Source organism: Prosthecobacter fluviatilis, assembly GCF_042655725.1.
In the GTDB taxonomy this organism is placed as follows: domain Bacteria; phylum Verrucomicrobiota; class Verrucomicrobiia; order Verrucomicrobiales; family Verrucomicrobiaceae; genus Prosthecobacter; species Prosthecobacter fluviatilis.
In genome coordinates this window covers 383096-399391 of record NZ_JBHSMQ010000003.1, presented here as the reverse complement: position 1 = coordinate 399391, position 16296 = coordinate 383096, and the positions used below count along the sequence as shown (strand labels likewise).

Below are 16296 nucleotides of genomic sequence, written 5' to 3'. Positions count from 1 at the left end.
TCCGGTTGTCAATCCGGGCCGTCTTTCCTACGATGAAGTGCGGCGGATGCCCCGCGTGGCCAGGATGTTGCGCACCAGCCGCAGCATGTCCGCTGGTTCGTAGGGCTTGGGCAGCACGGCGGCAAAGCCATAGGCGGCAGGATTGGCCATCACCGGGTCGTCCGAGTAGCCGCTGGAAACGATGGCAAAGACATCCGGGTCGATGGCTCGGAGCTTTTCCATCGCGCGCACACCGCCCATGCCATTGGGAATGCTGAGATCGAGGATGACGAGGTCAAACGCCCTTCCCTGGGTCACGCTTTCCTGATACATGCGCACCGTTTCACTGCCTTCGGAACTCTCGGCCACGTCAAATCCGTTGCCGGTGAGATTGCGCACGATGAGCGAGCGCACCAGCGGATCGTCCTCCAGCACCAGGATGCGCGGATTGACCGCGCTCAGCTCCGGCGGCGCATCAAACACCTTGCTCAGTCCAAATGCGTCAGCCTCTTCGCCGTCGGAGTCCAGCGGCATGTAAAAGCGCACGGTGGTCCCCTTGCCCTGCTCGGAGCTGACGGTCAGCGAGCCCCCGTGAGCTTTGGCGATGGATTCACAGACCGTCAGGCCCAGGCCCGTCGCGTTGTCAGCCTTGCGCGTGCTGAAGTAGGGCTCGAAAATATGCGGCAGGTGCTCTGTCGGAATGCCCTCGCCCTTGTCCTCCACTTCAATGGCAAGTCCGGACGGCTGAAAATTCGTGTCGGTGACCATTTCGCCTGGAAACATCTCGGCATGATCAGGCGCGAAGCAGCGCACGGTGATCTCACCACCATCCGGCTGCGCTTGTTCGGCGTTGCGGATGAGATTGCTCAGCATGCGGCGGATTTGGGCGCCATCGATCGCGATCTGCGGCAGGCCGGGCTGCACCTCCAGGCGGTACTCCACGCGGTTGGCACGCGTGTGATGCATGAAGAAGGTCTCGATCAGGTCGCCGAGGCGGAGCTGTGTTTTGATCGGCGCTCCGCCGCGTGCGAAGGTCAGCAGCTGCTGCACGAGATTCTGCGCCTGCAGCGTGGCCTGCTTGGCCGTGTGCAGTTCCGGCAGCGTGATGGCATTGCGCAGGCGCATCTCCGCGAGTGAGATGTTGCCCAGCAGCACGGTCAGCAGATTGTTGAAATCGTGTGCAAAGCCGCGCGCGAGCAGGCCCAGGGATTCCAGGCGGTCGATGCGGTTCCGGCGCTCGGCTTCTTCGCGCCGGGCCGTCACATCCTGCACCAGCAGCAGCAGCCCTTCCCCAAAGGGGTAGCCGCGCAGCTCCAGCCAGATTTGCTTTTCGTCTAGGTAAAGCTCACGGTTCACCGTCTCGCGGTGCAGCATGGCATGGGCAAAGGCCTCATGATGCAGCTCCCGGGTGGCGCTGGGCATGATGTCCCACAGCGAGAGGCCCAGCATGTTCTGCAGGTTGCGGTCAAACAGCCGCAGGGCGCTCGCATTGGCATACGTCACACGCCAGCGGGCATCCAGCGCAAACAAGGGGTCTGAAATGCTCTCCACCACGTCCACCAGCGGCGCCGTGCTGCGGTTAGGCATTCCCGTGGCTTCCACCGGTGCTGGCACCGCGCTGGCCCTGAAGAGAATGATCAGTCCCGTCAGGTGCCCCTGGGCATCACGCAGCGGAGCTGTGCGGTCTTGGATCGGGATGCGTTCGCCCGCCAGGGTGGTGAGATAGACCGTGCGCTCCGCACTGTGCGCTGCAGCTTCCGCGGAGAGGATCTCCGCCGGCTCGCCCGTGCTTTGATAGATGCGAAAAACTTCATTCAGGGAGCGGCCGACGGCTTCCTGGGCATTCCAGCCGGTGGCTCGCGCAGCGGAGGGGTTCATGAAAACCACACCTCCAGACAAATCCGCGGCGATCACGCCATCCGCCAGGCTTTGGAAAGCCTCAAAATAGCTCTGCTCACGGCGCAGACGCTCGTTTTCCTCAAAATGCCGCTGCGCAGCCACTTCCACGGCCAGGCGCAGTTCATCGTGATTGAAGGGTTTGAGCAGGTAGCCGTGCGGGTGCGTCTGGCGCGCACGGGCCACGGTGTCCAGGTCTGCACAGGCCGTGACATAGACGATGGCCACACGGCTGCGGCGCTGCAGCTCACGCGCGGTGTCGATGCCGTCCAGCTGCCCGGCCAGGTGCACATCCATCAGCACCAGATCCGGGCGAAACTCATCCAGCCGCTCCAAGGCTTCTTCCCCGGAGGAGCAGATCGCCACGACCACATACCCCAGTTTGCCAAGGGTTGTGGCCATGTCACAGCCCACAAGGCCCTCGTTTTCGACGATTAAGATTCGAATGCGGTCAGAATTGGTCATTTCCCCGTTAGTGAAACTATTCTAACCGATATGAATTAGAAACGCCATAGGAATTCTAACTCCTTTTATCTGAATGTTGAGAATGTGTCAAAATGGCGCTTGGTCGGGCGCTTCTGGCAAGGCCGTTCGATCAAAGAGAAGGCATCGGTAAAAATTGTTCTCGCCATCAATCCTGTTCTTTTAATAAACTTCCGGGGTTGTTTAATCATTCTATCTTATGAAGCGCCTTTTCACGCTCCTTGCCGTCCTGGCTTTCAGCCTCTCGCTCTCTGCTGCTGACACCATGCAGCCAAAGAAAAGTCCGCCCAAGCCTTCGGCCAAAGTGGAGGCTGTTGCCAAAACGCTGACACCAGAGCAGAGGGCCCAGCTTCTGACTTTGCTAAACCAGGGAGACGAAGCGGCGCTCATGGCCATCCCCGGCATTGGAGAGGTCCGCGCCAAGGCCATTCAGAAAGTTCGTCCTCTGGCAGATGTGGTCAACGTGGTGAGTGCAGACGGCGTCGGGGAGGGGACTTTTGCCCAAATGGTGGCCTATGCGAAGGCGGGATTTCAAAAAACGACCCCGCCCAAAAAGAAATCCGCCCCCAAAAAGGCAGACGCCCCGGGCTCAAAATAGCCTCCAGAGGGGAGTTTTCGGGCTTTCGCCTCCCATCCTAGCCCTTCCAGGCGTGTTTTTGAGCATTATTGACGCCTTCGGCCCGACCTTGTGAAATTTTTCACAAATAGCGGTTGCTGCGTTGCGGGACGTTCGGATAATCAAAACCGACTCTCCTGCGGTTCCCTGCTCATACATGGCCACTATCACTGTACAACGTCCAAAACTTGCCTGGCATGAACGCTGGTTCATATCCACGCTGCTTAAAGGGCTGAAAATCACGATTGGCCATGGCATCAAAACCTTCCTCCAGATCGCCGGCAGCAAGCCCAAGGTCACCATGGAGTACCCGGAGCAGAAGTGGGACGAGCATCTGCCCGCCCATTACCGCGGTGCCCCCGCTCTCGTCACGGACGAGCAGGACCGCGAGCGCTGTGTGAGCTGCCAGCTCTGCGAGTTCATCTGCCCACCCAAGGCCATCAAGATCATCCCCGGAGAGATCCCCAGTGACGATCCCTGGGCCAAGGTCGAGAAGCGGCCCAAGGAGTTCGACATCGACATGATTCGCTGCATCTACTGCGGCATGTGCGAGGAGGTCTGCCCAGAGCAGGCCATCTTCCTGCGCAAAGACTACGCCATCACCGGTCTCTCCCGCAAGGAGATGGTGCACAACAAAAAGCGCCTCTATGAAATCGGCGGCCAGCGCGTGGGGCTGGTGAACAAGTGGAACGAGCTCAAGTAATGCCCCCGCTCCTCTTCTATCTCTTCGCATTGATCACCCTGGGCTTCGGCTTCCTGGTCGTCACCGGACGCAACCCGGTCACATGCGCTCTTTCTCTCGCGGCCAGCTTTGTCGGTCTGGCAGCTCTCTTCCTCAGCCTGGATGCCTACTTTATCGGGGTCATTCAGATTCTCGTGTATGCCGGCGCGGTGATGGTGCTTTTCCTCTTCATCATCATGTTGCTGGACATCAAGACGGAGGAAGGAAAAAGCCTGAACCTGCCAGCCATCGTCTCCGGCGTGCTGCTCGCTGCGCTGCTCACTTTGCAGGTTGTTCTTGTGGCTGGCGGCACAGACCTCGCCAGGAAAAGCGCTCAGAGTGCCCCTCTTGAGCTGGCTGAAGCAGCTGGAAAGCTGGGCAAGGCGGCACTCCCCACCATCACGAACGATCTCAAGGCCGGCACTCTCCCGGACGCCAAGCTGATCGGTTTCACCCTCTTTGATCAGTATGGCTTCCACCTTCAGGTGGTCGGCCTGCTGCTGCTGGTCGGCACGATCGGTGTCGTCGTTCTCAGCAAACGCGAAAGGAGCGCCCCATGATCACTCTCGGCCACTATCTCGTCGTCAGCGGCATGCTCTTCGCGCTGGGGCTTGCTGGCGTCATTGCCCGCAGAAACATCATCATTGTCTACATGTGCCTGGAAATGATGCTCAGCGCCGCCAATCTCGCGCTGGTCGGCTTCTCCCGCTTCCATCTCGTCAACGGCCTGCCGGATTACACCGCGCAGTCGCTCGTGTTCTTCACCATCACCGTGGCTGCCGCTGAAGTGGCCGTCGGGCTGGCCATCATCGTGGCTCTCTTCCGCTCCAAGCAGAGCGTGGATGTGGAGTCCGTCACCAAACTTCAAGGATAACGCGCCCGCATGCACGCCAGCATCATCCTTCTGCTGCCATTCTTTTCGGCGCTCGTCATCCTCCTCGGTCATCGCCAGCTTAAAGGCGCGGCTGTTCTCATCTCGGTCGGCTCTTCGATCATCTCCTTCATTGCCTGCCTGTTCCTTCTGGCTGCGGCGGATGACAACAAGGTGCAGATGCTCCTGCCTTTCCTCGATATCGGTCATCTGCATGCCAATATCGACGTCCTCATCGACAAGCAGAGCCGTGGCATGATGTTCATCGTCAGCTTCATCGGCATGCTGGTGCACATTTTCTCGCTGGGCTACATGAAGGATGACGAGGCAAAGCCCCGCTTCTTTGGCGCTCTGTCCCTCTTCATGTTCTCCATGACCGGCATCGTGCTGGCAGGGAACCTGATCATGATGTTCATCTTCTGGGAGCTCGTCGGCCTGAGTTCCTACCTGCTCATCGGCCACTGGTATCAGAAAGCCAGCGCCGCCGAAGCCTGCAAAAAAGCCTTCCTCACCAACCGCATCGGCGACTTTGGTTTCATGATCGGCATCCTGCTGCTCTTTGGTGCCAATGGGGGGAGCGTGAATCTTGACGACTTGAAGACCGCTTTCGCCACCGGCGGCCCGCTGGGAGTTGGCGCTCCAGGCTATCATGCCGGTTTCACCACGGCTGCGGCCCTGTGCATCTTCCTCGGGGCGGTGGGCAAGTCCGCACAGTTCCCCCTTCATGTCTGGCTGCCGGACGCCATGGAAGGCCCCACGCCGGTGTCCGCTCTGATCCACGCCGCCACCATGGTCGCCGCGGGTGTTTACATGCTGGTCCGCGTGAGCTTCCTCATCGAGGCCTCTCCGCTCGCGGCGGAAATCATCGCTGGCATCGGTGCCTTCACCGCCTTGATGGCCGCCCTGATGGCCACGCAGCAGAACGACATCAAGCGCGTTCTTGCCTACTCCACGCTCTCCCAGCTCGGCTACATGGTCATGGCTGTGGGTGCCGTGGCCATGCACATTCAGCATGGGCATCAGTTGCATGGCCCCAACCCGGGTCACCCGGCCATGTTCCATCTTTACACGCACGCCTTTTTCAAGGCCATGCTCTTCCTGGGCTCCGGTGCTGTCATTTATGCCTGCCACCACGAGCAGGACATCTGGAAGATGGGCGGTCTGCGCAAGCACATGCCCGTCACCTTCTGGACCTTCCTCATTGGCACCCTGGCGCTGATGGGGCTTCCATACATCACCAGCGGTTTCTACAGCAAGGAAGCGATCCTCGGCGCCGCCTATGACAGCGGCTGCAGCATCCTCTTCCACTCGGCGTCGCTCACGGCTCTCCTGACCTCATTCTACATGATGAGGCTCGTCATCATCGCCTTCTTCGGCAAGCCTCGCACCGACTCTGCTCATCACGCCACCGAGGTGCCTCTCATCATGCTGCTCCCCTTGGTGCTTCTGGCGGTCTTCTCGGTTCTTTCGGCCTGGGATGGTTTTGCCACGCCCCTGCAGGCTTACAAGCCTGCGCATGAGCCTCCGCATACCACCGTGCTGGCTGCGTCCATCCTGGCCTTCCTCATCGGCACCGGCGGCGCGATCTACCTCTATCGCGGCAAGGACAAAGACCCGCTCAGCATCAAGCTCTTCGCCAACAAGTTCTACTTTGACGAGATCTACACCGTTATCGTCCGCATCTGCCAGGACCGCCTGGCGTGGATCGTCACCGCCTTGGAGCGTGTGCTTGTTGATGGCCTCATCGCCCGTCTGCCCACAGCCATCGTTGCCCGTCTCGGTGCCGCCACCCGCATGCTGCAGGGCGGTCACATGCAGGGCTACACCTTCCTCCTGGGCGGAGGAGTTATTGGAGTGATTTATCTGGTCGTATTTGTGCTGCCCCGTCTGGGCCATTGATGGAGAAACTGAATGAGCGTTCTTGAACTAATCATCGCACTGCCGCTGCTCGCCGCCCTGGCGGTCTGGCTCGGTGCGCCTGCCCGCGCCGCATCGCTTGGTGCCACCTTCGTCAATCTCGTGCTGGTGTTGTACACGGCCGGGCAATACTGGGGCAAAACAGGCCTGGCCTTCACCCACTCGCGCCAGATCCTTGAAAATCCTTCGCTCAGTTTCGCTGTCGGCGCAGATGGTGTTTCCATCATCCTCGCGCTGCTCACCTCGCTGGTCATGCTGGCCGCCATCTGGCAGATTGAAGATCGTCCGCCGATCTTTTTCATCTCCTCGCTTCTCATCGGTGGCGGCGCACTGGGCGCTTTCCTCACCACAGATGTTTTCTTCATCTACGCATTCCATGAGCTCGCGCTGATCCCCACCTTCCTCATGATCGCGCTTCATGGCCGTGCCGAGCCCGCCCAGCGCAAGGCCGTTGCCTGGAAGGCCACCATCTATCTCGGTGCTGGCAGCCTGGTTTTGCTCGCCGGTCTGGTCTGGTTGGTGCTCGAATTCAGCGGTGGTTCCAAGCTCACTTTTGACCTCGAAGCCCTCCGCAGCCAGGCCAGGCTCACGCCTCTGCCAGATGCGAAGCAGGCGCAGATCTTCTTTGTGCTGCTGCTCGGTTTTGGCTCCCTCGTCAGTCTCTTTCCCTTCCATAGCTGGGCTGCGCCTGCTTATGCCACCGCGCCCACTCCGGTCGCCATGCTTCACTCTGGCGTCCTCAAAAAGTTCGGCCTCTATGGCCTCATTCGCATTGCGCTGCCGCTGCTCCCTCAGGGTGCCCATGTGGAGTGGGTGCAGAATGCGCTGCTGGTGATGCTGCTCGGAAACATTCTCGTCATGGGCCTCGTCACCATCCACGCGGGCCGTCTCGACGCCACCCTGGCAAACTCCAGCGTCATGCACATGGGCTACATCTTCCTCGGCATCGCAGCTGGGACGGAGATCGCTCTGAAAGGCGCGGTCATCCTCATGTTTGCGCACGGCATATCCATCGCTCTGCTCTTCGGCCTTTGCGGCCGCATGCGCAATCAGCTGGGCACCCTGGAATACAACAAGCTGGGAGGCCTCGCCACGCATGCGCCTGCTTTCACAGTTCTCTTTGCCTTTGGTGCCTTTGCCTCCATCGGCCTGCCCGGCCTCACCAACTTCGCCGGAGAAGTCCTGATCTTCATCGGCAACTTCACTGAGTTCAAATCGGGCGCCCTCACCAGTCTCCAGTGGACGGTCATCCTGGCGCTCTGGGGCGTGGTGATGTCCGCTGTTTACATGCTGCGCGCCTACCGCAGCATCTTCCACGGCAGTCCTGCCACCGGCCTGTTCATGATTGATCCTGCGTTCTCACAGCGTGTGCCCTTCATCATTCTTGCCGCCACGCTGCTCGTCACCGGCTGCTGCCCATGGCTGCTGCTCAACCTCATGAAATCCGCGCTGTAGTCCTGCCATGAGCGTTTTCACCATCGAAGCCGGCCTCGCCACACTTGGACTCGCACTGCTGCTGCTCGAGGCCTTCAATCCCGCCATCTCCCGCCGCACACTCGGTCTCACGGCCATCGCAGGCACCGCGCTCGCGTTCATTCTGCTCCTCGTCGTGCCGCATGACACCGCCAGCCTCCCCGGCTTCATCCAGCCCTGGCATCAGCTCGACAGCCTCGCCCTGTTCTACAAGGGCTTCGCGCTGGTCATCACCATGCTTGTGCTCTGGCTCACGCTGGAATGTGCGCCGTATCTCACGCGCTTCACGCTGGACGGCAAGCTGGCCGAAATGTTCAGCCTGCCGCTCATCGTCTGCACCGGCATGATGTGGATGGCGTCCGCCCGTGACCTGGTAACTGTCTTCGTGGCGCTCGAGCTCGTCACCGTTTCTTTCTACGTGCTCGTCGCCTTTGCCCGCAAGAGCGCCTTCAGCCTCGAAGCAGGGGTCAAATACCTCATCCTCGGCGCTCTCTCCACCGGCGTGCTCGTCTATGGCATCGCCTGGATCTACGGCGCCACCGGCACGATGAGCTTTGATGGCATCGCCAAGGCGCTGGCCAATCCTGCCACCAGCAAGACGGCAGCACTCTTCGGTGCCGCTGTGTTGCTCTGCGGCCTCGGTTTCAAAGTCGCCGCCGCTCCCTTCCACATGTGGGTGCCGGACGTTTATCAGGGCGCTCCCACACCTGTCACGGCCTTCCTCTCGGTGGGTTCCAAGGCCGCCGGTTTCGTCGTCCTCACCCGTGCTCTCGAAGCCTTCATGGCCGAAGGCTCCATCATCGGCAGTGAGATCCAGGGACTCCTTCTCGTCATCGGATCGCTGACCGTTCTTCTCGGCAGCCTGCCGGCCATGTTCCAGACCAGCGTCAAGCGCCTGCTCGCTTACTCCAGTATCTCACACGCGGGCTATCTGCTCCTCGCGCTGGCCTGTTGTGAAAGCGCCCGCTTCAGTCTCTCCTCCGGAGGCGTCGTGGCCTTTTACCTTGCCACCTACCTGCCCATGACCGTCCTCGGCTTCCTCGGCCTAGGCCTCATGCGTGCCAACGGCCTTGGCGAGGACATCAAGGACTTCACCGGCCTCGCCAAGCGCAATCCGCTTCTCGCCTTGCTGATGACTCTCTCCTTTGCCTCCTTGGCTGGCTTGCCGCTCACCGCAGGCTTCCTCGGCAAGCTCTTCGTCTTCCTTGGCCTGGCTGACCACGGCTGCTGGGGCGCCCTCATCTGCGCCATCATCGCCGCCGCCGCCGGTTTCTACTACTACTTCAAGACCATCCTCGCGATGTACACCACCGAAGGCACCGACGTCCCCGCGCTGACCTTCTCCGGTCCCGCCAAAGCCGTCGCTGGTGCGCTGGCTCTCGGTATCCTGATCCTTGGTGTCTATCCCAAGCCGTTGCAGAAGGTGCTGATATCAGATCGGCCCGCTGTTGTGGCGAAGTGATGGGAAGGAAGATTTGTAGGTGGATTGACGGGGTGTCTTGCCAATAAGCATTGACAGAAGCAGGCCGGGTCAGATAAATGAGCTGCATGAAATCGCGGCTGCTTAACGGCATGGTGTTGCTCACATGGTTGGCCTTTCAGGATGCAGCCATCGCACAGGCCGCAAAGCCCTCGCCTGCATCCTTTGATGATTTGATCGACTGGTCTGATCCACTGGCTTTGACGCAGCAAAACTTGATCGACTTTTTGGACGCTCACAGGAAGGATCGGAGCAAGCCTCCCAACTATAGCGTAAGAACAGAAAAATCCGGAAGCCTTGTGTTTGTGCACGCTGCGAGTGGCGGGCTTTTGGAGAACACTGTTTTCGGAGGCCTTTTCGAGGTCCAACGCATGATGTTTTATTTCTCTGCTTTCAGACCTTCTGTAAGCCTGGTGCTCAGCACCAAGAACGTCACAAAGAAAAAGCTGGAGGCATTGGACATCTTTCTGGCACAAAAAACGGGAGACTCAAATCCCAACGAAGATCCCGGTGCCAGCATTGTTTGGAAGGGACCGCATTGGGTGCATCCTAAATACACGGTCAGTTACAATGTCGGTCCTTCCTCCATGAGTCTGTCAATTCAAAGCCCTTTTGGCAGCGGGCCTCCCCCGCCCCAGCCCACGGTGGAAAACCAGCCTGTTGAATTGCCGGTATTGTCAGCCGATTTGGATGCCCTGCTGAACTTTAACGCCCTATGGCTGTGGACCCCTGCCGAGCTGGAAAAGACCTATGTGCTGAAGACAAATGATCAGGGCGATCAGCCGAAGCCTCCCCAGTTCGAATGGATGAGCGCCGGCAAAGACCGCGCCCGTTTCTCCCGCCACATGTTCAGCAATGTGGAGACAAAGCTCACCATGTTTGGCGGCTCCATCAATGTCGAGGAGGCCATTCTGGAGTTTGTGAACGGCAAAGCCGCGCGTGCCACCATCTCCTTCTACAATCGCGGCGACTCGGGCGATATCACCACGACGGAATTCGACCGCATTTTCAAACTCATTGGTCAAAACCTCGGCCAGGTGATGAAGGTCTCTCCCAAGCGTCAGATCTTGTCCTCCAATGCCGCGCTGCCAGTCACAGGCTGGAACTGGACGTCCCCGGGCGGCATTGCGCTTCTCGAATACAACGAGTACAACACACCCGGCAAGGTCACGAAGCCCGAGTTCCTGCGTCTGAAACTTGCCGCACCCAACCAGGCGGACTGGAGCATGGGCAAGATGGCCACAGGCGTCCAGCGCATGGAGCTGCTCCAGCGAATCAAAAAGACCCCGGAGGGCGATGTGTACATTTCTGGCGTGCCGATGGTGGATCAGGGCCAGAAAGGCTACTGCGTCGCCGCGAGCTGCCAGCGCCTGTTTGAGTACATGCGCATCCCCTGTGACCAGCACGAGATGGCAAAGCTCGTCAGCGTCGATGCAGGAAGTGGCGCGGACATCACCACCATGCAGAAGAGCCTCGCCAAAATCGACGGCGCTTTCAACGTCACCTTCAAGCCCTTGATCAATCCCGAGCTGTATTACACAAACGGCCGCAAGCGCCGTGTCTCCGAGAAAGCCTTCCTTTCCATCGTCAAGGAATACACCGACAAAGGCGTCCCTCTGCTCTGGGGGCTTTTCCTGGGGCAGAAGCCCGAGGAGCCTCCGCTGCCCGCCGGCGGGCAGATCAGCGGCGGGCACATGCGCATGATCATCGGCTACAACCTCGCTAAAAATCAGATCCTCTTCACCGACTCCTGGGGCGCGGGCCACGAGCTCAAGCGCATGGCCATGCTGGATGCCTATGATGTGACCCTGGGCCTCTACTCCATGGCACCACGCGGATTCTGATGAATCACGGCGCGCGGCCTTCCTCGACATCCATCATGTCAAAGAAGGTCACCAGATCTTCGCGGTGCGCGAGGCCGGCCTCGGCACGCTGCTTGATCAGGCCTTCGCTGGCCGCATCGCGCCAGCCACGCTTCAGCATGAAGCCGTTCCAGATTTCGATCTGCTCGGCTGTGGGGCGGTTGCCGTTCTGGCAGCACCATTCCAGGATCTCTTCGTCGGTGCCACCGGCCAGCGTGCGCTGCGTCAGCTCATAAAAATCCACGCCGAGGAATTTGCACACGCGCTCGTCAAAGGTGCGGCTCCCGGACAGGTAGCCCAGGTGGTAGCCCTCAGGCAGGCTGCCCTCTTTGTCGAAGAGGCGGATCTTGTCCAGGATGCGGCCAAAGACCATGATGCCGCCGACCATGTCACGAGGGGAACGAATGGGAAATGCCATGCGCCTCATTAGCAATGGGCGCATGGCAAGTCAATGCAGGCTGGCAGGCTTACTCGGCCTTCTTCTTGGCCTTGGCAGCACCTTTGGCGGCAGGTCTGGCCACAGGGGCCACTTTCTCGCCAGGCTTGGGCAGGGTGCCCATCACGGCATCCCAGCCGGGATTGAGGGTGGCTTCCTTGAGGCTGAAATGGCGGAAGTCCACCGACTGGCCGCTGACGGTGAAGCCAGGAGAGGCCTTCTCCGTGAGGAAGAGGTCATTGGCACCCCAGGCTACGAGGTCGTCCACCTTGCCCAGCATCTTGTCCCCCACCATCTCCAGACGGACCTTGTGCCAGCCTTCTCCCAGCTCGGCGGGGAAGCGGGCAAAGACCACCGCCTTGTCCGGGCCTTCATGGTCGTTGTCGTCGCGCTGTACCGTCACCGACTTTGGCGTGATCATGATGCGCGCCATGTGGTCCTTGATGGCATTGATGGAAAGGCTGGTGGTCTTGGCACCGGAAAACTTGAACTCATACTCAATGACGAAATCCTTCAGCTTGTTGGGCAGCCGGATCACCGCGCCGTGCTTGTCGGCTTCCAGCTCAGAGCCATGCAGCACGCCGTCCACGGCCTCCCATTTGCCTTTGGCGGCCTTCCACGGCGCACCGGCTCCTGAGGCGAGATTGTTTTCATAGATGACCTTGCCAGGGATGGCGAGGAGCGGCTTGTCCTCGGCACGGATGCCGAAGGCGGCCAGGGCGAGGATCAGGGTGAGCAGGGAGGTGTGTTTCATGGAGCGGTGGAAACGAAACCGCAGCATCCATGTTGCGTGAAAATTCCCGGCCTGATAGAACCGGCGCATGCGCACCGCCGCCGTCTGTCTCATTCTCCTGCACACGCTCATGCACGCCGCTGAACCCGACCCCGCCGCCGATGCCTGGCTGGCAAAGACCCAGCTCGCCCCACCACTCCAGGTCCCTGCCACACTCCAGGCATGGCAGCAGCAGCGGGTGCAGATTCGGGCAAAGCTAAACGCACTCCTCGGCGACCTCCCCCCACGCCCGCCCATCTCTTCCTTCCAGGTGATCAGCCGTGAGGACAAAGGCGGCTACACGTTGGAGACCCTCCAGTTCGACAACGGCGCTGGCGAGATCGTGAAGGGCTATGTGTTTGTCCCCAAGACGGCCACACCACAAAACAAAGCCCCCGCCATCCTCTGCTGTCACTGGCATGGCGGCCAGTATGACATCGGCAAACAGGAGCTCCTGCAGACCAATGCCACCCCCGTGGCCGCTGGCCCCGCGCTCGCGGAGGCGGGTTACGTTGTCCTCGGCATCGACGCCCCATGCTTTGGCGAGCGCAACGGCCACGGCCCCGACGGCCCCCAGCAGAAAGGCGGCAATGGCGAGATGACCGCCGCCAAGTTCAACCTCTGGGTCGGCCGCACCCTCTGGGGCATGATGCTGCGCGATGACCTCACCGCGCTCGATTATCTCTGCACCCGTGCCGAGGTGGACGCGCAGCGCATCGGCGTTACCGGCATCAGCATGGGCTCCACCAGAAGCTGGTGGATCATGGCATTGGACGACCGCCCGCGCGCCGCCGTGTGCGTCGGCTGCATGACGCGCTACGAGGAGCTGATCCGCGCCGGCATGCTCAAGGCCCACGGCATTTATTACTTCGTCCCCGGCATGCTCAGGCACTTCGACACCGAGTCCGTCATCGCCCTAGGCGCCCCGCGCCCCATGCTCTTCATGACCGGGGATCAGGATGGCGGTTCACCCGCCGACGGCGTTCGCCACATCGGCGAGATCGTCAGCCAGGTGTACTCACTGCACGGCGGCGATGCCTCGACACATTTCGAAAACACCATCTACCCCGGCGTCGGCCACGTCTATCTCCCCGAAATGTGGGAGAAGACCGTGAAATGGATGGACCGCTGGGTGAAGAATTGATACAAGCAGTGCAGCCATGAACTACCCACCCAAGGCCATCAGCGTTCTGATTCTGGTGCAGTGCCTGTTTATCGGGATGGGCTATGCGCTCTCACGGAAAATGGTGAACGTGATGGAAAAAGTGGAGTCGCCACTTTTACTGCTCAATGCCCTGCCAAATAGCATGGAGTTCGTGCTCAAAACCGGCCTATGGGCATGGATGATTCCGTTGCTCTGGGCAGCATGCATCAGCCTGCGTTCTGAATCTCATCAAGGCATCCCAATGGCACAATCCACGGATGCCAAAATAACGGTTGGCCTGACTTTGCTGGTGGTTTGTGTATGGTCCTATGGTGCCATGCAGGCCGTAGATGCGGCATTCGGTTACAATGGGCCGCTGACTGTGGTGAATTTCACGAACTGAAGGGAGAAGTCGAGCTGGTCAGGTAGTAGCCAAGGTGAGCGTGACGCCCCCTTGACCATTCCTTGAGGCTTGCCCTCTCCTTACCACGAGCTCAGGTCATCGTGCAGCTGCTCCATCTCGCGGGAGAAGGCGGCGCGCTCGGGCATGTCCGGTTCGCCGTAGGGGACGATCTCGACCACGTTCTTGCGCAGGGCGGTGATGCCGCTGCCGCCATCGGGCTGCTGGATGGTCTTCCAGGCATGGTCGGCAAAGCGTGCCGCCAGGATGCAATCTCCCGGCGTGGTGTGGCCGCCGCGCTGCAGGTGGCCCAGCACCGAGGGGCGCACTTCCAGGTCCTGGAAGGGGGCTCCGGCGCGCTGGAAGTACTGCTGGAAGGCGTCCATCAGCACATAGGCGCGGTTGCGCTTCTGCGGCGGGTCAAACTCCACACCCTCCGCCACCAGTACGATGGCGTGGCCTCGGCCGCGGGTCATCGCTCCTTCGATCTTGGCGGCCAGTTTCTTCATCGCTTCCTCGTTCAGCGGTCCGGCCTCGGGGGTGATGATCATCTCCGCACCGGAGGCCAGGCCGGCCATGCGGGCCAGGTCGCCGCTCGCACGGCCCATGGTTTCCAGCACCATCACGCGGCGGTGGCTGCGTGCGGTGTCGATGAAGTGGTCCACCGCCCAGACGAGCGTGTTCACGGCGGTGTCCACGCCCAGCGCCATGTCGGTAAACTGCAGGTCATTGTCGATCGTGGCAGGCACGCCGATCACACGCAGGTCACTCTCCTGGGCCAGCAGGCGGGCACCGGTGAGCGAGCCGTCACCTCCCACCACCACCAGGGCGCGGACGTTCAGGCTCTTGAGCAGCTTGATCACGCTGTCGCGCACCTTCTTGTCATGAAACTCCAGGCAGCGTGCGGAGCCCAGAATGGTGCCGCCTTTGCCCATGATGCCGCTCACGCTGGCGTGGTCCATCTGGATGATATGGAGCTGCTCGGAGATCAGGCCGGCGCGCCCGGTGTGAGTGGCGATGTCGTTCTTCAGGCGCACCAGGGCTTCGGCGTCGTCATTCACGGCGCGGGCGGTGCGCACGAGACCACGGTAGCCGTCGCGGATGCCCAGCACGGCGATCTTCTCGCGGTTCAGGCCCAGGCGTACAACAGCGCGCAGAAAGGCGTTCATGCCGGGCGCGTCGCCTCCGCTGAAAAGTACGGCGACGGATTGTTCGGGGAAGGTAGCGGTCATGGGTTGGAAAAAGTGGGGTCATTTGCTTAGCAAGCGCCGTGCTCGTGGCAAGTGATGGCTGAAAGCCCGCCGCCGCATTCCTTGGGCTCGGGCTTGCCACCGGGTGTGGGCGTGATAATGGCACGGGTGCCCCCAGCCCTCGCCACCACGCTCTTCCCCTTGCTAGCAGCCCTCTTGTACGCCTTTGGCGCGCTCGTGCTGAAACGCTCCAGCGATCTTGGGGTAGGTCTCTGGCGCACCACTTTCGTGGCGAATCTGATCGTGGCAGGCCTGTTTTCTTTCCTATGGCTTCTCGGCGGCCCGCCTATTGAGCGCGACATGCTCTGGCAGCCCGGCATCATCGCCATGTGCCTTTTTCTCGGTCAGCTGGCCCAGTTTCTGGCGCTGGACAAGGGGGACGTCTCTGTGGCCGTGCCCGTGTTTGGGCTCAAGGTCATCCTGGTGGCCTTCCTGACGCCGCTGCTCATCGGCGAGGCCGTGGGCGTCAAGCTCTGGATCGCCGCCTTTCTCAGCGTGCTCGGCATCACCTTTCTCAATCGCAAAGATGCCGGGCAGCCGCCACGTCATCTGCTGCTCACGTTTGTCTCAGGCGGGTTTGGTGCGGTGGCCTTTGCGGTGTTTGATGTGCTGGTGCAAAAATGGGGTCCGTACTGGGGTGTCGGCCGTCTGCTCCCCTGCATTTTCTGGATCAATGCGCTGCTCTCCTTTGGGCTCATCTTCCGCTTCTCCGCCCCGCTCAGCGCCATCCGTCCGCAGGCCTGGCCGTGGCTCGCTGGCGGCTCCGTGCTGCTCGGTACTCAGAGCATCATCTTCGTCAGCACCCTCGCCGTCTTTGGCAAGGCCACCTCCGCCAACATCGTCTATGCTTCGCGCGGCCTGCTCAGCGTGGCGCTGGTGTGGATGATCGGCCACTGGTTCAAGAATGCTGAGCAGCACCTCGGCCCCCAGGTCATGCGCTGGCGTCTCGCCGGTGCGCTCCTGATGATGAGCGCGATCGTTCTTGTGGTGGTGTAA

General features: G+C 60.7%; 15 protein-coding genes. 11 read left to right on the top strand and 4 right to left on the bottom strand.

Features of this window, described 5'->3' with window-relative positions:
- Positions 1–27: 27 nt before the first annotated feature.
- The gene (locus ACFQDI_RS10335) at positions 28–2340 is read right to left on the bottom strand and encodes a hybrid sensor histidine kinase/response regulator (protein WP_377166157.1); all 2313 of its coding nucleotides are present in this window, start codon (positions 2338–2340) and stop codon (positions 28–30) included.
- A gap of 217 nt (positions 2341–2557) precedes the next feature.
- On the opposite strand from ACFQDI_RS10335, the gene ACFQDI_RS10330 reads away from it, so the two are divergent.
- The 8 genes from ACFQDI_RS10330 (at position 2558) to ACFQDI_RS10295 (ending at position 11280) form a co-directional block, all read left to right on the top strand.
- Complete coding sequence (locus tag ACFQDI_RS10330; protein ID WP_377166155.1) at positions 2558–2956, top strand: hypothetical protein; 399 nt, start codon at positions 2558–2560, stop codon at positions 2954–2956.
- Between the two features lie 175 nt (positions 2957–3131).
- Entirely contained in the window at positions 3132–3677 is a 546-nt protein-coding gene (locus ACFQDI_RS10325) for a NuoI/complex I 23 kDa subunit family protein (RefSeq protein ID WP_377166153.1), read from the top strand.
- Positions 3677–4255 (top strand): NADH-quinone oxidoreductase subunit J family protein, encoded by a 579-nt coding sequence (locus tag ACFQDI_RS10320; RefSeq protein ID WP_377166151.1) that lies wholly within the window; start codon positions 3677–3679, stop codon positions 4253–4255. Before ACFQDI_RS10325 ends, ACFQDI_RS10320 begins: the two co-directional genes overlap by 1 nt.
- Entirely contained in the window at positions 4252–4569 is a 318-nt protein-coding gene (gene nuoK, locus ACFQDI_RS10315; RefSeq protein WP_322279491.1) for an NADH-quinone oxidoreductase subunit NuoK, read from the top strand. The genes ACFQDI_RS10320 and nuoK overlap by 4 nt, the downstream gene beginning before the upstream one ends.
- A 9-nt stretch (positions 4570–4578) precedes the next feature.
- A complete protein-coding gene (gene nuoL, locus ACFQDI_RS10310; protein ID WP_377166149.1) occupies positions 4579–6465 on the top strand; it encodes an NADH-quinone oxidoreductase subunit L in 1887 nt (628 codons plus the stop codon).
- A gap of 12 nt (positions 6466–6477) precedes the next feature.
- Positions 6478–7938 (top strand): complex I subunit 4 family protein, encoded by a 1461-nt coding sequence (locus ACFQDI_RS10305; protein WP_377166147.1) that lies wholly within the window; start codon positions 6478–6480, stop codon positions 7936–7938.
- A gap of 7 nt (positions 7939–7945) precedes the next feature.
- A complete protein-coding gene (locus tag ACFQDI_RS10300) occupies positions 7946–9418 on the top strand; it encodes an NADH-quinone oxidoreductase subunit N (protein WP_377166145.1) in 1473 nt (490 codons plus the stop codon).
- 692 nt (positions 9419–10110) lie between these two features.
- Complete coding sequence (locus ACFQDI_RS10295; RefSeq protein ID WP_377166143.1) at positions 10111–11280, top strand: hypothetical protein; 1170 nt, start codon at positions 10111–10113, stop codon at positions 11278–11280.
- Between the two features lie 4 nt (positions 11281–11284).
- On the opposite strand, the gene ACFQDI_RS10290 is transcribed toward ACFQDI_RS10295, so the two are convergent.
- Together ACFQDI_RS10290 and ACFQDI_RS10285 are read right to left on the bottom strand one after the other, a co-directional pair.
- The gene (locus tag ACFQDI_RS10290) at positions 11285–11716 is read right to left on the bottom strand and encodes a DUF5069 domain-containing protein (RefSeq protein ID WP_377166141.1); all 432 of its coding nucleotides are present in this window, start codon (positions 11714–11716) and stop codon (positions 11285–11287) included.
- A gap of 49 nt (positions 11717–11765) precedes the next feature.
- Positions 11766–12488 (bottom strand): LamG domain-containing protein, encoded by a 723-nt coding sequence (locus tag ACFQDI_RS10285; RefSeq protein ID WP_377166139.1) that lies wholly within the window; start codon positions 12486–12488, stop codon positions 11766–11768.
- A gap of 67 nt (positions 12489–12555) precedes the next feature.
- Between ACFQDI_RS10285 and ACFQDI_RS10280 the strand changes: the two genes are divergently transcribed.
- Complete coding sequence (locus ACFQDI_RS10280) at positions 12556–13650, top strand: dienelactone hydrolase family protein (protein WP_377166137.1); 1095 nt, start codon at positions 12556–12558, stop codon at positions 13648–13650.
- 16 nt (positions 13651–13666) lie between these two features.
- Positions 13667–14053 (top strand): hypothetical protein, encoded by a 387-nt coding sequence (locus tag ACFQDI_RS10275; protein ID WP_377166135.1) that lies wholly within the window; start codon positions 13667–13669, stop codon positions 14051–14053.
- An 80-nt stretch (positions 14054–14133) separates the two neighbouring features.
- Here ACFQDI_RS10275 and ACFQDI_RS10270 read toward each other — a convergent pair whose 3' ends face one another.
- Positions 14134–15282, bottom strand: coding sequence for a 6-phosphofructokinase (locus ACFQDI_RS10270; RefSeq protein ID WP_377166133.1), 1149 nt, complete (start codon positions 15280–15282; stop codon positions 14134–14136).
- A 159-nt stretch (positions 15283–15441) separates the two neighbouring features.
- Between ACFQDI_RS10270 and ACFQDI_RS10265 the strand changes: the two genes are divergently transcribed.
- The gene (locus ACFQDI_RS10265; protein WP_377166131.1) at positions 15442–16296 is read left to right on the top strand and encodes an EamA family transporter; all 855 of its coding nucleotides are present in this window, start codon (positions 15442–15444) and stop codon (positions 16294–16296) included.

Bases quoted from the DNA above. Each gene is read 5' to 3' on its own strand.
- ACFQDI_RS10290 (WP_377166141.1), bottom strand. From the start codon at position 11,716: ATGGCATTTCCCATTCGTTCCCCTCGTGACATGGTCGGCGGCATCATG.
- ACFQDI_RS10325 (WP_377166153.1), top strand. From the start codon at position 3,132: ATGGCCACTATCACTGTACAACGTCCAAAACTTGCCTGGCATGAACGC.
- ACFQDI_RS10270 (WP_377166133.1), bottom strand. From the start codon at position 15,282: ATGACCGCTACCTTCCCCGAACAATCCGTCGCCGTACTTTTCAGCGGA.
- ACFQDI_RS10320 (WP_377166151.1), top strand. From the start codon at position 3,677: ATGCCCCCGCTCCTCTTCTATCTCTTCGCATTGATCACCCTGGGCTTC.
- nuoL (WP_377166149.1), top strand. From the start codon at position 4,579: ATGCACGCCAGCATCATCCTTCTGCTGCCATTCTTTTCGGCGCTCGTC.
- ACFQDI_RS10330 (WP_377166155.1), top strand. From the start codon at position 2,558: ATGAAGCGCCTTTTCACGCTCCTTGCCGTCCTGGCTTTCAGCCTCTCG.
- ACFQDI_RS10280 (WP_377166137.1), top strand. From the start codon at position 12,556: ATGCGCACCGCCGCCGTCTGTCTCATTCTCCTGCACACGCTCATGCAC.
- nuoK (WP_322279491.1), top strand. From the start codon at position 4,252: ATGATCACTCTCGGCCACTATCTCGTCGTCAGCGGCATGCTCTTCGCG.
- ACFQDI_RS10275 (WP_377166135.1), top strand. From the start codon at position 13,667: ATGAACTACCCACCCAAGGCCATCAGCGTTCTGATTCTGGTGCAGTGC.
- ACFQDI_RS10305 (WP_377166147.1), top strand. From the start codon at position 6,478: ATGAGCGTTCTTGAACTAATCATCGCACTGCCGCTGCTCGCCGCCCTG.
- ACFQDI_RS10285 (WP_377166139.1), bottom strand. From the start codon at position 12,488: ATGAAACACACCTCCCTGCTCACCCTGATCCTCGCCCTGGCCGCCTTC.
- ACFQDI_RS10300 (WP_377166145.1), top strand. From the start codon at position 7,946: ATGAGCGTTTTCACCATCGAAGCCGGCCTCGCCACACTTGGACTCGCA.
- ACFQDI_RS10335 (WP_377166157.1), bottom strand. From the start codon at position 2,340: ATGACCAATTCTGACCGCATTCGAATCTTAATCGTCGAAAACGAGGGC.